Source organism: Propionivibrio soli, from assembly GCF_025770765.1.
In the GTDB taxonomy this organism is placed as follows: Bacteria; Pseudomonadota; Gammaproteobacteria; order Burkholderiales; family Rhodocyclaceae; genus Propionivibrio; species Propionivibrio soli.
In genome coordinates, this window is the sequence record NZ_JANZKY010000009.1 from 27,201 (window position 1) to 44,563 (window position 17,363).

General features: G+C 57.1%; 12 protein-coding genes. 5 read left to right on the plus strand and 7 right to left on the minus strand.

Annotated elements, in window-relative coordinates:
• Positions 1 to 3 precede the first annotated feature (3 nt).
• Positions 4 to 1,290: a 16S rRNA (cytosine(967)-C(5))-methyltransferase RsmB gene (gene rsmB, locus NZ453_RS11765; RefSeq protein WP_263770791.1), complete on the minus strand. Its 1,287-nt coding sequence runs from the start codon at positions 1,288 to 1,290 to the stop codon at positions 4 to 6.
• 198 nt (positions 1,291 to 1,488) lie between these two features.
• Here rsmB and NZ453_RS11770 point away from each other — a divergent pair, with 198 nt between their 5' ends.
• Both NZ453_RS11770 and NZ453_RS11775 read left to right on the plus strand, forming a co-directional pair.
• Entirely contained in the window at positions 1,489 to 2,388 is a 900-nt protein-coding gene (locus NZ453_RS11770) for a cation diffusion facilitator family transporter (protein ID WP_263770792.1), read from the plus strand.
• Positions 2,389 to 2,413: 25 nt separating this feature from the next.
• Complete coding sequence (locus NZ453_RS11775; RefSeq protein WP_263770793.1) at positions 2,414 to 3,370, plus strand: S1/P1 nuclease; 957 nt, start codon at positions 2,414 to 2,416, stop codon at positions 3,368 to 3,370.
• Here NZ453_RS11775 and htpX read toward each other — a convergent pair.
• From htpX to def, 3 genes are read right to left on the minus strand one after another with little or no spacing between them, the layout of a single operon-like run.
• The gene (gene htpX, locus NZ453_RS11780) at positions 3,367 to 4,221 is read right to left on the minus strand and encodes a zinc metalloprotease HtpX (protein WP_263770794.1); all 855 of its coding nucleotides are present in this window, start codon (positions 4,219 to 4,221) and stop codon (positions 3,367 to 3,369) included. The genes NZ453_RS11775 and htpX overlap by 4 nt on opposite strands.
• A 60-nt stretch (positions 4,222 to 4,281) precedes the next feature.
• Positions 4,282 to 5,205 carry a methionyl-tRNA formyltransferase gene (fmt, locus tag NZ453_RS11785; RefSeq protein ID WP_263770796.1) on the minus strand — a complete coding sequence of 308 codons (924 nt, stop codon included), beginning with the start codon at positions 5,203 to 5,205 and terminating at the stop codon, positions 4,282 to 4,284.
• On the minus strand, positions 5,202 to 5,705 hold the full coding sequence (def, locus tag NZ453_RS11790) for a peptide deformylase (protein WP_263770797.1): 504 nt from the start codon (positions 5,703 to 5,705) through the stop codon (positions 5,202 to 5,204). Before def ends, fmt begins: the two co-directional genes overlap by 4 nt.
• A 204-nt stretch (positions 5,706 to 5,909) precedes the next feature.
• Between def and NZ453_RS11795 the strand changes: the two genes are divergently transcribed.
• The 3 genes from NZ453_RS11795 to NZ453_RS11805 all read left to right on the plus strand — a co-directional run bounded on the left by NZ453_RS11795 (position 5,910) and on the right by NZ453_RS11805 (position 10,891).
• Positions 5,910 to 6,929 carry a LysM peptidoglycan-binding domain-containing protein gene (locus NZ453_RS11795; RefSeq protein WP_263770798.1) on the plus strand — a complete coding sequence of 340 codons (1,020 nt, stop codon included), beginning with the start codon at positions 5,910 to 5,912 and terminating at the stop codon, positions 6,927 to 6,929.
• Between the two features lie 3 nt (positions 6,930 to 6,932).
• Positions 6,933 to 8,021, plus strand: coding sequence for a DNA-processing protein DprA (gene dprA / locus NZ453_RS11800; protein WP_263770799.1), 1,089 nt, complete (start codon positions 6,933 to 6,935; stop codon positions 8,019 to 8,021).
• Between the two features lie 281 nt (positions 8,022 to 8,302).
• Positions 8,303 to 10,891, plus strand: a complete 2,589-nt coding sequence (locus NZ453_RS11805; RefSeq protein ID WP_263770800.1) for a DNA topoisomerase III — start codon at positions 8,303 to 8,305, stop codon at positions 10,889 to 10,891.
• 1,186 nt (positions 10,892 to 12,077) lie between these two features.
• Here the strand turns inward: NZ453_RS11805 and gyrB are convergent.
• The 3 genes from gyrB to dnaA all read right to left on the minus strand — a co-directional run bounded on the left by gyrB (position 12,078) and on the right by dnaA (position 17,344).
• On the minus strand, positions 12,078 to 14,549 hold the full coding sequence (gene gyrB, locus NZ453_RS11810; RefSeq protein WP_263770801.1) for a DNA topoisomerase (ATP-hydrolyzing) subunit B: 2,472 nt from the start codon (positions 14,547 to 14,549) through the stop codon (positions 12,078 to 12,080).
• A 57-nt stretch (positions 14,550 to 14,606) separates the two neighbouring features.
• The gene (gene dnaN / locus NZ453_RS11815; RefSeq protein WP_263770802.1) at positions 14,607 to 15,719 is read right to left on the minus strand and encodes a DNA polymerase III subunit beta; all 1,113 of its coding nucleotides are present in this window, start codon (positions 15,717 to 15,719) and stop codon (positions 14,607 to 14,609) included.
• A gap of 215 nt (positions 15,720 to 15,934) precedes the next feature.
• Positions 15,935 to 17,344, minus strand: a complete 1,410-nt coding sequence (gene dnaA / locus NZ453_RS11820) for a chromosomal replication initiator protein DnaA (protein ID WP_263770977.1) — start codon at positions 17,342 to 17,344, stop codon at positions 15,935 to 15,937.
• Between the last annotated feature and the right edge of the window lie 19 nt (positions 17,345 to 17,363).

Here is a 17,363-nt window from a genome sequence, read left to right on the forward strand (position 1 = left end):
GAATCAGGCAGATTTGCGCAGCAATGCATAGTAGAAACCGTCGTTGTCTTCCTGCGGAATCAATTGCTCTGCAAAGATGCACTCGGCCCCCGGCTGCCGCACGAGAAAGGCGTCTACCTGGGCCGAGTTTTCTTCCGGGAATACCGAACAGGTCGCATAGAGCAAGCGGCCCCCCGGCTTGAGGAGTGGCCATAGCGTGTCGAGAATCTCCGCCTGCACCTGCGCGAAACGCCGGATATCGCTTTCGCGCCGCAACCACTTGATGTCAGGATGGCGCCGCACGACACCGCTCGCCGAACACGGTACGTCGGCCAGAATGGCGTCGAAAGGAACACCATCCCACCACACGCCGGTTTTGCGACAATCGGCGGCGCGGATTTCGGCCTTCAGCCCCAAGCGATCAAGGGTCGCGGCAATGCGCCGTGTGCGGCCGGCATCGACGTCCAGCGCGAGGACGTCGAGGTCCGCCAATTCGAGAAGATGCGCGGTCTTCCCTCCCGGCGCGGCGCAGGCGTCAAGCACGCGCGCGCCGGGTATAGGGGAGAGCAGTTCGGCGGCCCGTTGCGCCCCGGCATCCTGCACGGAGACCAGGCCGTCGGGGAACCCGGGCAATGCATCGACGGGCACGGCTCGTTCGAGGATGATCCCGTGTCGGCCAACGACCTTCCCGGCAAGGTCGACCGCTTTGAGCTTGGCGACGTATTCCTCCACCGACGTGCGCCGCGCATTGACGCGTAAGGTCATCGGAGGCTGCGAATTGCCGGCGGCGACGATCGACGACCAAGTGTCGCGATAAGCTCGCCGCAGCTTGGCGAGCCACCAGCGCGGGTGCTGGTGGGTGGCCTCGTCGTCCTTCGCCACGGCAGCGAGGAGTGCATCCCTTTGGCGCAAATAGTTGCGCAGGACGCCATTGACGACGCCCTTGAAGACGCCGCCCGACAGTTCGCCGGTAGCAATGACGGCTTGATCCACCACTGTGGCGCTCGCGTCAGGGCGTGTTTCAAGCCGATACAACGCCGCCAGCAGCAAGGCATGCGTCTCGGCATGTGTCAGGGGTTTGGCCATCAATCGACCGAGTATGAATTCACCCCAACCGTAGCGGCGCAAGACGCCATAGGCGACATCCTGAGCCGCCGCGCGCGCGCCGGACGGCTCGTCAGCAAGCATCGACAGCGCCTCACTCAGGCTTCTGCCTGCATGCACCGCGGCAATGATCCGAGCCGCTAGCAGCAAGCTCCAGCCGAGGGAATCGCGAGCGAGTGTCTTGGAAGGCGGAGCGGCCTCAGCCATAGGCTTTGCCTTACGCCCGTCTTTAACCGCACCCGGGATACGCCGCACACGGGCTCGCCCGAGCGGGGAGGGTGACGATGGAGACGGCGGCGAAGAGGGTGAGGAAGGTGACGAGGCCAAGTCGTTTCTCGCGTTCAGCATTCGGAGCACCAGTTTAGCATGATGACAACTGAGGTCTCCGCTGCCCATAATAGGACGATGAGCACTCCATCTCTCAAGCGTTATGCCTGGCTCTCGATCAGCGCCGCCCTGGCCACCATCTTTCTGAAAGGTGCGGCCTGGTGGATGACGGGCTCGGTCGGGCTGCTTTCCGACGCGCTCGAGTCGCTCGTCAACCTCGCCGGCGCGATGATGGCGTTGGCGATGTTGACCGTCGCCGAACTACCGGCCGACGAGCGGCACGCTTACGGGCACGGCAAGGCCGAGTATTTTTCCAGCGGCTTCGAAGGCCTGCTGATTCTCCTTGCCGCTGTGGGCATCGGAGCGGCGGCGATCGAGCGCCTGCTGCACCCGCAACCGCTGCAGCAGATCGGCGTCGGCCTGCTCGTTTCGGGAGTGGCGTCGACCGTCAATTTGCTGACGGCGCGCGTACTCCTCCGCGCGGGGCGGGAACACCGGTCGTTGACCTTGGAAGCGGACGCACACCATCTCCTCACCGATGTGTGGACCTCGGTTGGCGTCATCGCGGGCGTAGGAGCGGTTAAGGCAACAGGCTGGCTTTGGCTCGACCCGGTCCTCGCACTCCTGGTGGCGATCAACATTGTGTGGACGGGCTGGAAGCTCATCTACCGCTCGACGGGCGGTCTGATGGACATTGCCTTGCCGGCCGAAGAGAACGCGCTCGTGCAAGCCGTTCTTGATCGTTACCGCGCGCAAGGAATTGATTTTCACGCCCTGCGCACTCGGGAATCGGGTGCGCGCCGGTTTGTCGAAGTGCACGTTCTCGTTCCCGGAGAGTGGACCATCCAGCAAGGGCACGATCTGGTGGAACGGGTCGAAGGAGAGATCCGGCACGCTTTGCCTCAATCGACCGTTTCCACGCATCTTGAACCGCTCAATGACCCCGCTTCGCACGAAGACATCACGCTCGATCGTTAAGAATTCTGCAAATTGCTCCCGTTTCGTGGGATGGGCGACGGCACTGCTTGCGCTCGTCGGAACCGCCGCCCCGAATAGTGCGTCCGCCTGGAATGCGGCCGGACATCGGCTGGTGGCTTGTATCGCCTGGGATCAGATGCGACCCGAGACTCGCGTCGCGGCGGCCGATCTGCTACGGGGTCATCCCGATTTCGCGCGTTGGCAAAAGCGGGCGGGCGAGGACAGCGGCGATCGCGGGGTGTTTATTGAGGTCTCCACGTGGGCCGACGAGATCCGCAAGGACCGACGGTTCTTTTCCCGGGGAAGCGAAGAGCCGACACCTACCCTTGAAGGCTTTCCAGACATGGAACGGCACGGGGACTGGCATTACGTCAACCGTCCACTGGACGTGTCCAGTCCGGCCATTGGAAACGTCGGGACCATCGATCGGCAACTGGTCGCTTTGCGAAAGACGTTAGGTTCGCCAGGCACCTCCATGCTCGAACGACGCTATTCCTTGCCGTGGCTCATCCATCTCGTCGGTGATGCCCACCAGCCCCTGCACGCCAGTGCTCGCGTCGGAGCCGACGGTCGGGTGGACAAACTGGGCAACGGTTTTATGGTCAACAACCCTTTCAATTCACGCAAGCCACTGACCACTTTGCACGCGTTCTGGGACGACCTGCCGGGACCACCGTGGCTGCGAGGAGAACGGCTCGATACACTCTGCCGCGAACTGGCAGCGGAGTACGCGCCTCCTTCAAAGTCGACGAGCAGCGAGTGGATCGACGAGAGCTGGCGGCTCGCACGGGACCATGCGTATCCGCAAAGCAATGACGCCGTACCGGTCATCGACGAGGCGTTCTACGCCGCAAGCCGGAAGATTGCTGACCGACGTGTGGCAGAGGCCGGGTATCGTCTCGCCGACGTATTGAACCAGACGCTGGTTCCCGGCGGTACGTCCACCGAGCGGTCCGACCGGATACGAGGTAGAGCGCCTTAACGGACGCCGACAGCCATCGCGCGCAGGCGCTCCACGCGTTCCTCAGTCGCCGGGTGCGTGCTGAAGAGTCCCGCGATGCCGCCACCTGACAGCGGGTTGAGGATCATCATCTGTGCGGTCGCCGGATGCGCCTCCGCGGTCGGCATCGGGATGCCTTTTGCATAAGCGTCGATCTTCGTCAGCGCATCGGCCAGGGCGTTTGGATCGCCGCTGATTTCGGCGCCGCCTCGGTCCGCCTCAAACTCGCGCGCACGCGAAATCGCCATCTGGATCAAGGCCGCCGCCAAAGGTGCGAGGAGGGCAACAGCCAGCCCGGCGATCGGATTCGCCGGCCGGCCTTCCGAATCGCGGCCGCCGAAGAACATCGCGAAGTTCGCGAGTGCGGAGATCGCGCCCGCCATCGTCGCCGAGATCGTCGAAATCAGGATGTCGCGGTGTTTCACGTGCGCCAATTCGTGCGCCATCACACCGCGAATCTCCCGCTCGGACAGCAAACGCAGAATCCCCGTGGTCGCGGCAACCGCCGCATGTTCGGGATTACGGCCGGTGGCGAAGGCATTCGGCTGCGCCTCGTCGATGAGGTAGACGCGCGGCATCGGCAACCCGGCGCGGTGCGCGAGATCACGGATCGTCGCGTAGAACTGCGGCGCCGAGCTCTCGTCCACTTCGCGTGCGTTGTACATCTTGAGCACCATTGTGTCCGAGAACCAATAAGCGAAAACGTTCATCACGCCGCCCAAAACCAGCGCCATGATCATGCCCGACGCACCGCCGATATATGAACCAATGACGCCGAAGAGCGCCATGATCGCGGCCATGAGCAGGGTAGTTTTCAGCCAGTTGCCAAACATCGTCTCATTCTCCGAGTCACGATAAGTAATGGCCCATAAATGGGTGGTATTCGCCAGATTTCAAGCGGCTAGATCGAAGGATGTTCCGACCGAAAGTGGCGTTCCGGCGAGCAATTGGTCGGCGCTCAAGCGGCGACCGCCCGCCTTCTGGAGTTCGAGCAGGCGCAACGCATTTTGCCCGCAGCCAACCACGATGCCATGCTTGTCGGCGGCAAGAATGCGTCCTGGTTCACCCTCCGTTGGGACGCATTCTGCACGCCACACCTTGACTGAATGGCCATCGAACGATGCCAGCGCACCCGGGAAAGGATTGAAAGCCCGCACACGGCGCTCCACCTCAGCAGCCGGCAGGCGCCAGTCGAGCCGCGCTTCCGCTTTTTCGATCTTCGCCGCATAGGTCACCCCGGACTCTGGCTGAGGACGAGCGGTGATCGGCAGCTCGGCCAGCGTGCCAACGACGAGGCGCGCCCCCAACTCGGCTAGCTTGTCGTGCACGGTGCCCGCGGTGTCGTCCCCGGCGATCGGGATGGCGTGCGAACGCAAGACCGGGCCGGTATCGAGGCCGGCCTCCATCTGCATGATGCACACGCCGGTCTCGGCGTCGCCAGCCAGGATCGCGCGTTGAATCGGCGCCGCCCCGCGCCAGCGCGGTAACAAGGAAGCGTGGATATTCAGGCAGCCAAGCCGCGGAATGTCGAGAACCGCCTGCGGCAAAATCAGTCCGTACGCGGCAACAACCATAACCTCCGGTACCACATCGCGGATTCTGTTCTGCGCTTCCAGGTCGCGTAAACTGTTCGGTTGAAACACTTCGATTCCCGCCGCGAGCGCCTGACGTTTCACCGGCGAAGGCTGTAACGACATTCCGCGCCCGGCGGGACGATCAGGCTGGGTGAGGACCAGCGAGATTTCGTGTCCGGCGTCGAGAAGGGCTCTTAACGCGCTAGCGGCAAACTCCGGGGTTCCTGCGAAAACGAGCCTCATGCGGTTATTCGCGCCTGTTTCGCCATCTTGGCCTTGATGCGCAACTGTTTCAAAGGCGAGAGATGCTCGACGAAGACGCGCCCCATCAAGTGGTCCATTTCGTGTTGTAGACAAACCGCCAATAGTCCTTCGGCTGCAATCGTCTGCTGCTGCCCTTCCAGATCAAGATAGCGGACAACAACCCGTTCGGCACGTTCGACCTTGTCGTATATACCGGGCACAGACAGGCAGCCTTCTTCGCCGACCTGAAGTCCTTCGCTTTCGATCAGCTCTGGATTAATCACCACGAGCAGTTCGTCGCGGGTTTCCGATGCGTCGATGACAATCAACCGCTTATGGACATTCACCTGAGTAGCCGCAAGTCCGATTCCCGGCGCCTCATACATCGTTTCCGCCATGTCACGCGCCAGCTGGCGAATGCCGTCGTCAATTTTCTCCACCGGTGCGGCAATTGTTTTGAGGCGCGGATCAGGATAACGGAGTATTGGTAATAACGGCATAAAAAGCTTGATCCAAGAAGTAATTACGTGCAGAATCTAATGCAACATCTTGAAGAACGGTGCAATAATTGCACCATATAAACGATGTTCACGGCGGGGGCGTGGTGTGAGATTGCGGCGGAGTACAAGGACTCGTAACGATTCCGGCCCTGAGTCTTGCAGACATTCTCTAACGTTACCGACCGCTCGCATGAGGATAACACGATGATCCGCACAATGTCCGCGCTCATTCTCGCCGCAGTCACGACTCTCTGCAGCGCCGCCGAGCAACCCATTCAACTGGCCGATAGTGCGCCGACGCGTTATACGGTCGTCCCCGGCGATACGCTGTGGGGAATTGCCGCCAAGTTCCTCAAGGAGCCTTGGCGCTGGCCAGAAATCTGGCGCATGAACCAGACGCAGATCAAGAATCCTCACAAGATATACCCGGGCGAAACCGTACTCCTTGATCGCGACGCGAATGGCAACCCATTGCTGCGCGTTTCCAACATCCGCTTGCACCCACAGATTTACTCAGAGCAAAACACTACGGCGATTCCGCCGATTCCGCCGAACGTCATCGAGCCTTTCATCTCTGCACCGCTGATCGTCGAAGTTAACGAACTCGATACGGCGCCACGAATCGTAGCTACCGCTCAGGACCGCGTCTTCCTTGGTAGCGGCGACACCGCCTATGTCGACGACGCCGACCCGGCGCAAAAGCAGTGGCAAATTTACCGTAACGGAAAGCCTCTGTTGGACCCGGAAGACCCGAAACAGGTTCTCGGCTACGAGGCGTTTTACCTGGGCACGGCAACTCAGGTTCGGCCTGGACAGCCCGCTACTTTCGAGATCGTTACGGCTAAGCAAGAGATAGGGCGGGGAGACCGTTTGGTCCCTGCGGCTCGCCCCGCACTGGTGGAGTACGTTCCCCACAAGCCGGACTTTCGCGTAGACGGGCGTGTTATTTCCGTGTACGGCGGAGTAGGCACTGGCGGCAGTGGTTCCATTGTGTCCCTCAACCGCGGTTCGAAGGACGGCCTCGAAATAGGACATGTGCTGGCGTTGGAGCGTAACCGGGCAGTTGTGCAGCGAGACGAGCAGGACAAGAAAGTGACCGTTCAAATTCCGTCCGAACGTTTCGGATTAGCGTTTGTGTTCCGCACCTTCGAACGGATTTCGTACGCGCTCGTGGTCCAGTCGCAGGGTACGCTGGAAGTTAACGATTTCGTTCGCACGCCTTAAGCCGTGAGCGTCGGCGACTCGCTTTCGAGTTGGCTGCGACTTACGCTCACTCCGGGCATCGGGGGCGAAACACAACGTAAGCTCCTGGCAGCTTTCGGTCTGCCGGAAGCGGTATTCAGCGCGGGAAGAAGCGCACTGCGTGGTGTCGTCGGAGACAAAGCAGCTGATGCGCTTCTCGATGCGGAAAACCGGGCGAGCGTAGAGAATGCCTTGGCATGGGCCGAGGGCGGCGAGCAGTACATCCTTACCTTAGCGGATGCCGAGTACCCGCAGACGCTGCTTGAGATTCCTGATCCGCCAAGCCTGCTCTATGTTCGCGGCCGCAAGGAACTATTGAACCGGCCGACCTTGGCCATCGTCGGCAGTCGAAATCCAACCGCACAGGGTGTGCATAACGCGGAACGGTTCGCGCAGAGTTTTGCGGAATCCGGCTTCGTCATTGCCAGTGGCCTGGCGCTCGGCATCGACGCGGCTGCTCACCGCGGAGCCCTGGCGGCGGGCGGCGACACGATAGCGTTCATAGGCACTGGAATCGACCGTGTTTACCCGGCTAGAAATAAAGAGCTGGCGGTCGAGATCGGAAGCCGTGGTGCCATTGTTTCCGAGTTTCCATTGGGAACACCCGTCATGGCGGCAAATTTTCCACGGCGCAACAGGCTGATTTCAGGCGTTGCGCGTGGGGTTCTGGTCGTCGAAGCCGCGGTGGACAGCGGCTCCCTGATTACTGCCCGCCTTGCGGGAGAGCAAGGCAGGGAAGTCTTTGCCATTCCGGGATCGATTCATTCGCCGCAGGCACGCGGTTGTCACAAGCTGATCAAACAAGGCGCGAAGCTCGTCGAATCCGCGGCTGATGTTCTAGAAGAACTGAATTGGTCGCAGGCAGCAAACGAAGCGTCCCACCGCCCTAGTGATAGCTTGGCGGAAGAGGACGGAGATCTACTTGCTCTTCTCGGCTTCGACCCTTGTGGAGTCGACGAACTCGCCCTACGAGCCGGCTTGGCTGCCGATGCCGTTTCAGTGGCCCTTCTTCACCTCGAACTCGATGGACGAGTCGCGGCATTGCCTGGGGGTTACTACCAACGGGTTCGGTAGCCAGGGATCAGCGCTTGGTTCGTGCGCAGCCTAAGTGCTCCGTTCGGTCACGTTACCAACAATTGCAGCTGTCCCTCAGATGTGATGTAAGCCGTTGCGGCCTTCCTCATTAATCAGATGCCATTGGATCGAAGGAAAAACGGCTGGTCCTCAGACGGGATCATAATCTACCGTTGCTTGCCAAGCTCTGTACACTGCTCTTATTATGCCCCGCAACATAACCGGCAACTGAGAGTCCGTTGTCATTTTGAAATGCCGTATTCCGCGAGCGCGCTATTCCTATGAGCAAGAAGCTGATCATTGCCGAGAAACCTTCCGTCGCGGCGGACGTCGCGCGAGCGCTTGGCGGATTTACGAAGCATGACGACTACTTCGAAAGCGATGACGCCATCATTTGTTCGGCGGTCGGACACCTGCTCGAACTAGCTTGTCCTGAGGAGTACGAGGTCAAGCGCGGAAAATGGTCTTTTGCACATCTTCCCGTGATACCGCCGCATTTCGACCTGCGTCCAATCGAAAAGACGGAGTCACGTCTGAAGCTGCTAACCCGCTTAATTAAACGCAAGGATGTAACGAGCTTAGTTAATGCGTGCGATGCGGGCCGCGAGGGTGAATTAATCTTCAACTATATCGTGCAGCACGCCCGTAGTTCCAAACCCGTAGAGCGCCTATGGCTGCAGTCCATGACGCAGCAGGCCATCAAGGAAGGATTTGCTCGCCTTCGGGCGGGTGAGGAAATGCGTGGGCTCGCCGACGCAGCGGTGTGTCGCTCGGAATCCGATTGGCTCGTGGGAATCAACGGTACGCGGGCCATGACGGCTTTCAATTCCAAAACCGGCGGTTTTCATTTGACCACCGTCGGACGAGTACAGACGCCGACCCTCGCACTGATGGTAGAGCGTGAGGAGAAAATCCGGCGATTTCGGCCGCGCGCGTATTGGGAGTTGGAGGGCGTGTTCCGCTGCGCGGCGGGCGAGTACAGAGGGAAATGGTTCGACGAGAATTTCGCCAAAGGAAAGGGCGAAGAAGACGAACATCTACGGGCCGAGCGACTTTGGAATGAAGAACGGGCCAAGGCTCTGCAGGCCAAGTGCCAAGGGCAAATCGGAGAGGTCTCGGAAGAGGCCAAGCCGTCTACCCAGATGTCCCCGCTTCTCTACGACCTCACCAGCCTGCAACGTGAGGCAAACAGCCGGTTTGGCTTCTCGGCACGCGCTACGCTTGGCCTGGCCCAAGCTTTATACGAGAAGCACAAGGTCTTGACCTATCCTCGTACTGACGCTCGAGCACTACCGGAAGACTATATTGGCACAGTTAAGGAAACCCTCCGCATGCTCACAGGGGAGGGCGTGGGCAAGGGCCACGACGAGACGTTACTCGCCCGGTTTTCTCCTTTCGCGCACCAGATATTGGCTCGCAATTGGGTCATGCCAAACAAACGCGTATTTAACAACGCAAAAATCTCTGACCACTTCGCGATCATACCGACCTTGCAAGCCCCAAAACACCTGTCTGAGCCGGAGCAGAAGCTTTACGACATGGTGGTCAAGCGCTTCCTTGGCGTTTTCTATCCTGCGGCCGAGTACATGGTAACAACGCGGATCACGCGCGTTGAGGGCGAGCCGTTCAAGACCGAAGGACGCGTTCTAGTCAATCCTGGATGGCTTGCCGTGTATGGGCGAGAAGGCCAGGAAGGGGATGAAGGAAATTTGGTGGCGGTAAAGGCGGGCGAGAAGGTTCCGGTGGAAGAAGTCATTGTCAACGCCCAAGAGACCCGGCCGCCAGCGCGCTACTCGGAAGCGACGCTCCTTTCCGCGATGGAAGGTGCAGGGAAGATGGTGGACGACGAGGAACTACGCGCGGCCATGGCTGATCGAGGCCTCGGCACGCCGGCGACCCGCGCTCAGATCATCGAAAACCTGATTGGTGAGCAGTACCTTCACCGCGAAGGTAGAGAGCTTCAGCCGACGGCGAAGGCCTTCACGCTCATGACGCTGTTGAACGGTCTCGGCATCCCGGAACTTACCTCGCCGGAGCTTACGGGAGAGTGGGAACACAAACTCGCACGAATGGAAAAGGGCGAACTCTCCAGGCATGAGTTCATGAAGGAAATTGCGGCAATGACGCAACACATCGTTGACCGCGCAAAGACTTACGACAGCGATACGATTCCAGGGGACTTTGGCGAGTTGTCTGCACCGTGTCCCGTGTGCGGAGGAAAGCTCAAAGAGACATACAAAAAATTTCAGTGTCAGTCATGCGAGTTTTCCTTATGGAAGATCGTCGCCGGTCGGCAATACGAGCCAAAGGAAGTTGAGGAACTGGTAACGAAGCGCTCGGTCGGGCCGTTGACCGGCTTCCGAAATAAGATGGGAAGACCGTTCAATGCCGTCGTACGCCTAAACGCCGAGAACGTTCCCGAGTTCGATTTTGGTCAAAGCGGAAGCGGCGAAGACGGTGGTGCAGAGCATGTGGACTTCGGTGACCAACAGTCGCTGGGACCCTGCCCAAAATGCGGTTCTCGCGTTTTTTCTCATGGGATGGCGTACGTCTGCGAGAAAGCAGTCGGCCCGGAGCGGACCTGTGACTTTCGATCGGGGAAGGTAATCCTTCAACAGCCTGTTGAAGAAGCCCAAATGAAAAAGCTGCTCGAAACGGGGCGGACCGACCTTCTTAAGGGTTTTGTCTCAGCGCGCACTAAGCGTAAGTTTTCCGCGTTTTTGGTGCGTGGAGGGGATGGGAAAGTCGGTTTTGAATTCGAGAAGCGAGAGGCCAAGGCTTCTTCTGGAAAAAAGTCTCAAACGACCGACAAAGAGAGTAAAACCTCGCCTGCGGAGGTTAAGAAGAACAATCGCCGCAAGGTGGTTTGACATACTTCTCTATCCGAGACATGGGATTGAGGGCGCCGGATTGTTTCACGTGAAACTTCTTTAGGTCTCGGGCGACCTCGGTCTCAAATCAATTTCTTCCGCTTTGCTACAAGCTCCCACGGCTTGCGTAGCTTCCGCTTGATCCAATCTCACAATATGAAGACGGATAGTACTGGACGACGATACCTAAGGCCGCGCAGGACGTTTCTCCACTTGCGCTAACTTGTGATCGTTGAAGCAGAGTCTTGTGCTCCCGCACTCTCCGGCGCGACATCGAGGATAAGCGTTCGGCCGTTAGCTGCAGAACGGGTAGGGTGGCGTGCCAGCCAAAGAGTTGTGCCCGCAGCCGGCTTTTCTAACGCGTCGCGCTGCACCGGTACTGACCCTCGCCAAAGAATTTCGCAAACCCCAGCCTACAGCTGACAGGACCAACGGGGTTGATGGCTGTGGATGATACGGCTCACGAAGCGGTTGCCGTCGTTCCATAACGAGTGATCGGCGGCGATCTGCTGACCCGGATGCGGGATCGGCTGTAGATCGAGCGCGGGCTATCCCGAGTGATTCAGACCGACCATGGCAAGGAATTCGGGGCGCCATGCTGACCTGGCGCATCAGCGGGGGCATACAACTGCGGCAAATCCAACCCGGGAAACCGACTCAGAATGCCTACCTTGAACGAATCCTTACGCGATGAATGTAGGAACGAACACTAGTTTGTCGGTCTGAAACACGTCAAAACGATCATTAAGGCGTGGCGCCACCCAAGAGATTCCGTGGGCCGTTCGTTGTTGTATTCCTGGGCTTTGACCCGGCCGCTTATGCCCGGTAGCCCCTCGAGGCAAACACGGTGTGATCAGCTGCCAGACTCCAATCCAAACCACTACGCAAAGATAGGAGACATCGCAAGGGCCGGAGGTGCAGGAAAGGCGTCGGACCAATGAGCTTCCTCTTATGGCATCGAACTCAAGAAATCCACTCGAGCAAACCGAGCCACAATGCGTGACGACCGCCACAATGGCAACGCTTCTAGTCCACAGTGCTCGACAAGTCGTCGGCGAAGGAATTGTAATGCGCCACCGCAGCGCTAACCGTCGACTAGAAAGCCGGCAACGGTCGCACGATGAGAGCTTCAGCGTACTGCTCTACCAAACGCACGTCCGTTTCAGTCACCCGAAGACATGACCGGCTATACGTCTATGTTCCTCGCCGCCAGAGCATTCGATTCAATGAAGTTCCGCCGAGGTTCAACGAGTTCACCCATCAGCATCGTGAAGATCTCGTCAGCGCCGATCGCGTCTTCGATCTGAACGCGTAACAACCTGCGGACTTTCGGGTCCATCGTCGTTTCCCATAGCTGCTCGGGATTCATTTCGCCAAGCCCTTTGTACCGCTGCTTGGTGACACCTCGCTCGACTTCGCTGAGTAACCAGTGAATCGTCTCCGCAAAACTACCCACCGGCTGCTTCTTGTCTCCCCTCGAAACACTTGCACCAGGGCCAAAGAGACCAGCCAATGTTTCGGCTGTCTTCCTAAGCTGTGCGTAATCCCCACTTACCAACAAATCTTCGTCAATCGTGCCTACTTTCACGTTTCCGTGATGAATGGTTTCAAGTCGGAGCTGCCAACGCTCATGGCTCACGTCGTAGTTCGCGTAGACCTGCGTGTCGATCTTCCCCGCAATGGCCCTCAGTAAGGACGCTTCACTCGCCTTGGCCGCCGCCTCGTCGGATAAGTCAATCGTGAGATTGGAATCGATCAAAGTGTGCAGGACACGAGGTTCAATAAGATGGGAAAGGCGGTTGATGACCGCCTCTGCTAGCAAGTACTCACGGGCCAATTCCGCAAGAGCTGAACCGGATATTGGCGCGACCCCAGTCCTCGGTACCAACTGAGCCTCCTCTAGGGCTAGTGTTAGCAAGAATTGGTTGAGCGCTTGATCGTCCTTTAGGTAGCGCTCGGTCTTTCCGTGTTTCACCTTGTATAGCGGAGGCTGCGCGATGTAAATATGGCCCCCTTCGACCAACTCAGGCATTTGCCGATAAAAGAAAGTCAGCAAGAGTGTACGGATATGCGCGCCGTCGACGTCCGCGTCAGTCATGATGATGAGCCGGTGATACCGCAGTTTCTCCGGTTTATATTCGTCTTTACCTATGCCCGTACCCAGTGCCGTGATTAACGTTGCAATCTCCTGGGACGAAATCAGCTTGTCAAAGCGCGCTTTTTCAACGTTGAGAATCTTGCCGCGAAGGGGAAGAATCGCTTGAAATTTTCTGTCACGCCCCTGCTTGGCCGACCCACCGGCCGAATCACCCTCGACGAGGTAGAGCTCGCACAACGCGGGGTCTTTCTCCTGACAGTCGGCAAGCTTTCCCGGTAATCCGACGCCGTCCAGCAATCCTTTTCGCCGCGTCATCTCGCGGGCCCTCCGCGCAGCATCCCTTGCTCGCGCGGCTTCCACAATCTTTCCAGTGATTACTTTTGCGTCTAACGGACGTTCTTCAAGAAACTCTGTCAGGCGAGCAGCTACAACTTCTTCGACTGCTGGCCGAGCTTCCGATGAGACCAACTTCATCTTTGTTTGCGACGCAAACTTCGGGTCCGGCATTTTCACCGACAAAACGCACGCGAGTCCTTCGCGCATGTCGTCTCCGGTGATATCGACCTTCGCCTTCTTGGCAATTTCGTGCTCGTCGATGTATTTGTTAAGTACCCGAGTCATCGCCGCACGAAGTCCCGTTAAGTGCGTTCCCCCATCGGCTTGCGGGATATTATTCGTAAAGCAAAGTACCTGTTCTGCGTAACTGTCGTTCCACTGCATCGCAACTTCAACGGAAATCGTTCCGTTGACGGTGACTGAGTCGCCAGCTGAGCAGAAGATATTGGGATGAAGGACGGTTTTTGACCGATTGATATACTCGACAAAGCCCTTCACGCCACCTAGGAAGGCGAAATTCTCATCTTTCCCAGAGCGTTGATCGACCAAACGGATCTTGACTCCGTTATTCAAGAACGAAAGCTCGCGAAGCCGCTTGGCGATCACCTCATAATGGAATTCAACTTGCCCGAAGATTTCCTCATCCGCCAGAAAGTGCACCTCAGTGCCGCGTTTCTCGGTATCACCGACAATCTTTACCGGCGAAACCTCAACGCCGTTCTGAACTTCGATAATCCGGTTCGCAACTGCCCCTCGGCTGAACTCGAGGACGTGTTTCTTCCCATCCCGACGAATGACGAGCCGAAGCCATTTAGATAAGGCGTTAACGCACGACACCCCAACCCCGTGCAAGCCACCTGAGACTTTGTAAGAGTTTTGGTTGAACTTTCCGCCAGCGTGGAGAACGCACATGACGATCTCGGCGGCCGAACGCTTGGGTTCGTGCTTATCGTCGAACTTGACTCCTGTTGGAATGCCGCGGCCGTTATCACTCACCGAGATTGAATTGTCGGCATGAATCGTAACGACAATTTCATCGCAATACCCCGCTAACGCTTCATCAATAGCGTTATCCACCACTTCGAAAACCATGTGGTGCAAGCCCGTACCGTCTGAAGTATCTCCAATGTACATGCCGGGGCGTTTGCGTACCGCTTCCAATCCCTCGAGCTGCTGGATGCTCGATTCGTCGTACGCTGGTTGTTGTTCGTTCGCTTGATTCATCTTTTACCTACAAAGTGTTTCACGTGAAACGTCGTTAGTTCGCCAGAACTTATCTATCTAGATACGCATCGGCATAACGACATATTTGAAGCTGTCATTTCCTGGCAGTCTGAACAGCGCGCTCGAATTGGCATCGTTGAACCCCCATTCGACTGTTTCTCCCGCCGTATTATTGAGGACATCGAGCAAATACCCCACGTTAAACCCGACGTCGATCGGATCGCCGTTGTACTCGACCTCCAGTTCCTCCTGCGCTTCTTCCTGTTCTGCGTTTGCCGCCGTAATCTTCAAGCTACCCGGGCTGAGTACCAACCGGACTCCCCGAAACTTCTCGTTCGTCAAAATCGCAGCGCGCAGCATCGACTGAAGCAAGGCCGTTCTCTCAAGAACCACAGAACTCTTCAATGTGGCTGGAATAACACGCTCATAGTCGGGAAACTTGCCATCAATAAGTTTCGATACTAGATCTATGCTTCCAAACCGGAACCGAATCTGGTTCGCTCCAAACTCGACGGTTAGTGGTTCCTCACTGTCATTCAGTAGCCTATTCAACTCTACGATTGTTTTGCGCGGCACGATGAACTCGCGTCTTCCTCCCTCAATCTCAGAGCCCAACGCCATGCTTGCATAAGCCAAACGGTGCCCATCCGTAGCAACTGCTCGCAATTCACTTCCGTCCACAAGTAACAACAATCCATTGAGGTAATAACGGACATCTTGAGCCGCCATAGCGAATTGCGTCTGCGCTAGCAACCGTTTGAAACTGCGCTGTGTGACGTCGAGCCGCTCGACGTCACCATCCGCCATGGCCATTCGAGGAAAATCGTCCGCCGGCAAAGTTTGAAGACTGAACCGGCTCTTGCCAGCTCTTACCTGAAGCCGTTTCTCATCCAGTGCCAGAGAAATCTCAGATCCTTCGGGAAGGCTGCGCAGAATGTCCTGTAACTTTTTTGCAGCTACAGTCACAGCGCCATCTGCATCCCCGCTGGCCCCAAGCGTCGACGTCGTAATCTGGATCTCGATGTCGGTTGCCAACAACGTAAGTTGCTCGCCCCGCTTCTCGAGCAGTACGTTCGAGAGAATCGGCAGAGTGTGTCTTTTTTCCACGATCCCCGAAACAGACTGCAACGGTGCAAGAAGCACATCGCGCTGGGTTTTAATAAGAATCATATTTATATAAATCCTATAAAGATAATCTCAAAGACAACTCTGTGGATATCCAAAAATTACCTAATAAACTCAATATGTTATGTGGACTTTTTGCTTCTGTAAAACGTCGGTATGGCTGTGTGGATAAAAAAGAACAAAATTTGATTGGCTGCTAACTCGAGTGGTTATCCAAGGTTTACACACACCTTTCAAGCCTCTTTATCCAAACTACGCGGTTACCCTTTAAGGACTTGTAGTAGCACGTGAACGTCGTGATTCAACTCGTTGTCCTTATTTCTCAGTGTTTCGATAGTTCTGACAGCGTGTAGAACGGTGGTGTGGTCGCGACCACCAAAGGCCTCTCCGATCGCTGGATAACTTTGAGACGTGAGATTCTTCGCCAACCACATTGCGACTTGACGGGGCCGGGCGATTTGCCGAGTGCGCTTCTTCGAGTACAGGTCTGCGACTTTGATCTTGAAGTAATCGGCGACTGTCTTCTGGATGTTTTCGACCGTTATCTGCCGGTTAACGGCCCCGATCAAGTCTTTGAGCGAGGCTTTCGCAAGTTCCAGATCGATTTTCTGGCCATGGAATGACGCGTAAGCAAGGACTTTTTTGAGCGCTCCTTCGAGTTCGCGCACGTTGGATCGAAGGTGTTTCGCGATATAAAAGGCGACTTCATCGTCCAGATCAACGTTCTCAGCCTCAGCCTTCTTTTTCAGGATTGCCACTCGCATTTCGATCTCGGGCGGTTCGATCTGCACCGTAAGGCCCCAGTCGAAACGAGTGATGAGGCGGTCTTCCAGACCCGAAATGTCCTTCGGATAGGTATCGCAACTGATCACGATCTGCTTCTTTGCTTCAATCAATGCATTGAAGACAAAGAAGAATTCTTCTTGCGTCCGGTTCTTACCGTTAAAGAATTGAACGTCGTCGAGGAGTAGAACGTCGAGCGATCGATAGTAGCGCTTGAACGCGTCAAACGACTTCGTCTGGTAGGCTCTGACAACATCGGAGTAGTAATCCTCCGCATGCACGTAGCGGACGATCTTCGTAGCGTTCTGCTCGAGAATGCGATTCCCTATGGCGTGGATGAGGTGGGTTTTTCCTAACCCCGCTCCACCATAAATGAACATCGGATTGTATGCCGCACCTCCCGGATTCTCCGAGACCTGGACCGAAGCAGCGCGCGCAAGATCGTTAGCCTTACCAACAATAAGGTTCTCGAACGTGAAACTTGGGATCAGACGCGTCTTTTCGTAGTTCGAACGGGTGCTGTCGAGCGGCCGTTCCAGCAGAATGGGCGCTATATCGGGAGCCGCCTTGCTGACGAAGCCGTTTGGCCTCTTTTCGGGAACAGCCACCGGTCTTGTTGCGTCACTGATGGGTCGGGCTTTCCCGTCACCAAGCGTCAATGAAACGCGGATCGGAGAGGAAAAGAAGGCACTGCCCAATTCTTCAATGCGGCTCAGATAGCGTTCCTTGACCCATTTCAGAATGAAACCGTTCGGGGCAACAAGGCGCAAACCGTTGGCGAAGTCTTCTTCACCCTCGAGCCGTAGTGGCCTAATCCACGTATTGAATTGCTGAGGCGGGAGTTCCTGTTCGAACTGGCTCAGACAAGATATCCAAAAGCTACTCATTGCTCGATCAATACGTCTT

Coding starts and splice junctions, on each gene's coding strand:
- rsmB (WP_263770791.1), bottom strand. CDS start 1,290: ATGGCTGAGGCCGCTCCGCCTTCCAAGACACTCGCTCGCGATTCCCTC.
- NZ453_RS11770 (WP_263770792.1), top strand. CDS start 1,489: ATGAGCACTCCATCTCTCAAGCGTTATGCCTGGCTCTCGATCAGCGCC.
- htpX (WP_263770794.1), bottom strand. CDS start 4,221: ATGTTTGGCAACTGGCTGAAAACTACCCTGCTCATGGCCGCGATCATG.
- fmt (WP_263770796.1), bottom strand. CDS start 5,205: ATGAGGCTCGTTTTCGCAGGAACCCCGGAGTTTGCCGCTAGCGCGTTA.
- def (WP_263770797.1), bottom strand. CDS start 5,705: ATGCCGTTATTACCAATACTCCGTTATCCTGATCCGCGCCTCAAAACA.
- NZ453_RS11795 (WP_263770798.1), top strand. CDS start 5,910: ATGATCCGCACAATGTCCGCGCTCATTCTCGCCGCAGTCACGACTCTC.
- NZ453_RS11805 (WP_263770800.1), top strand. CDS start 8,303: ATGAGCAAGAAGCTGATCATTGCCGAGAAACCTTCCGTCGCGGCGGAC.
- gyrB (WP_263770801.1), bottom strand. CDS start 14,549: ATGAATCAAGCGAACGAACAACAACCAGCGTACGACGAATCGAGCATC.
- dnaN (WP_263770802.1), bottom strand. CDS start 15,719: ATGATTCTTATTAAAACCCAGCGCGATGTGCTTCTTGCACCGTTGCAG.
- dnaA (WP_263770977.1), bottom strand. CDS start 17,344: ATGAGTAGCTTTTGGATATCTTGTCTGAGCCAGTTCGAACAGGAACTC.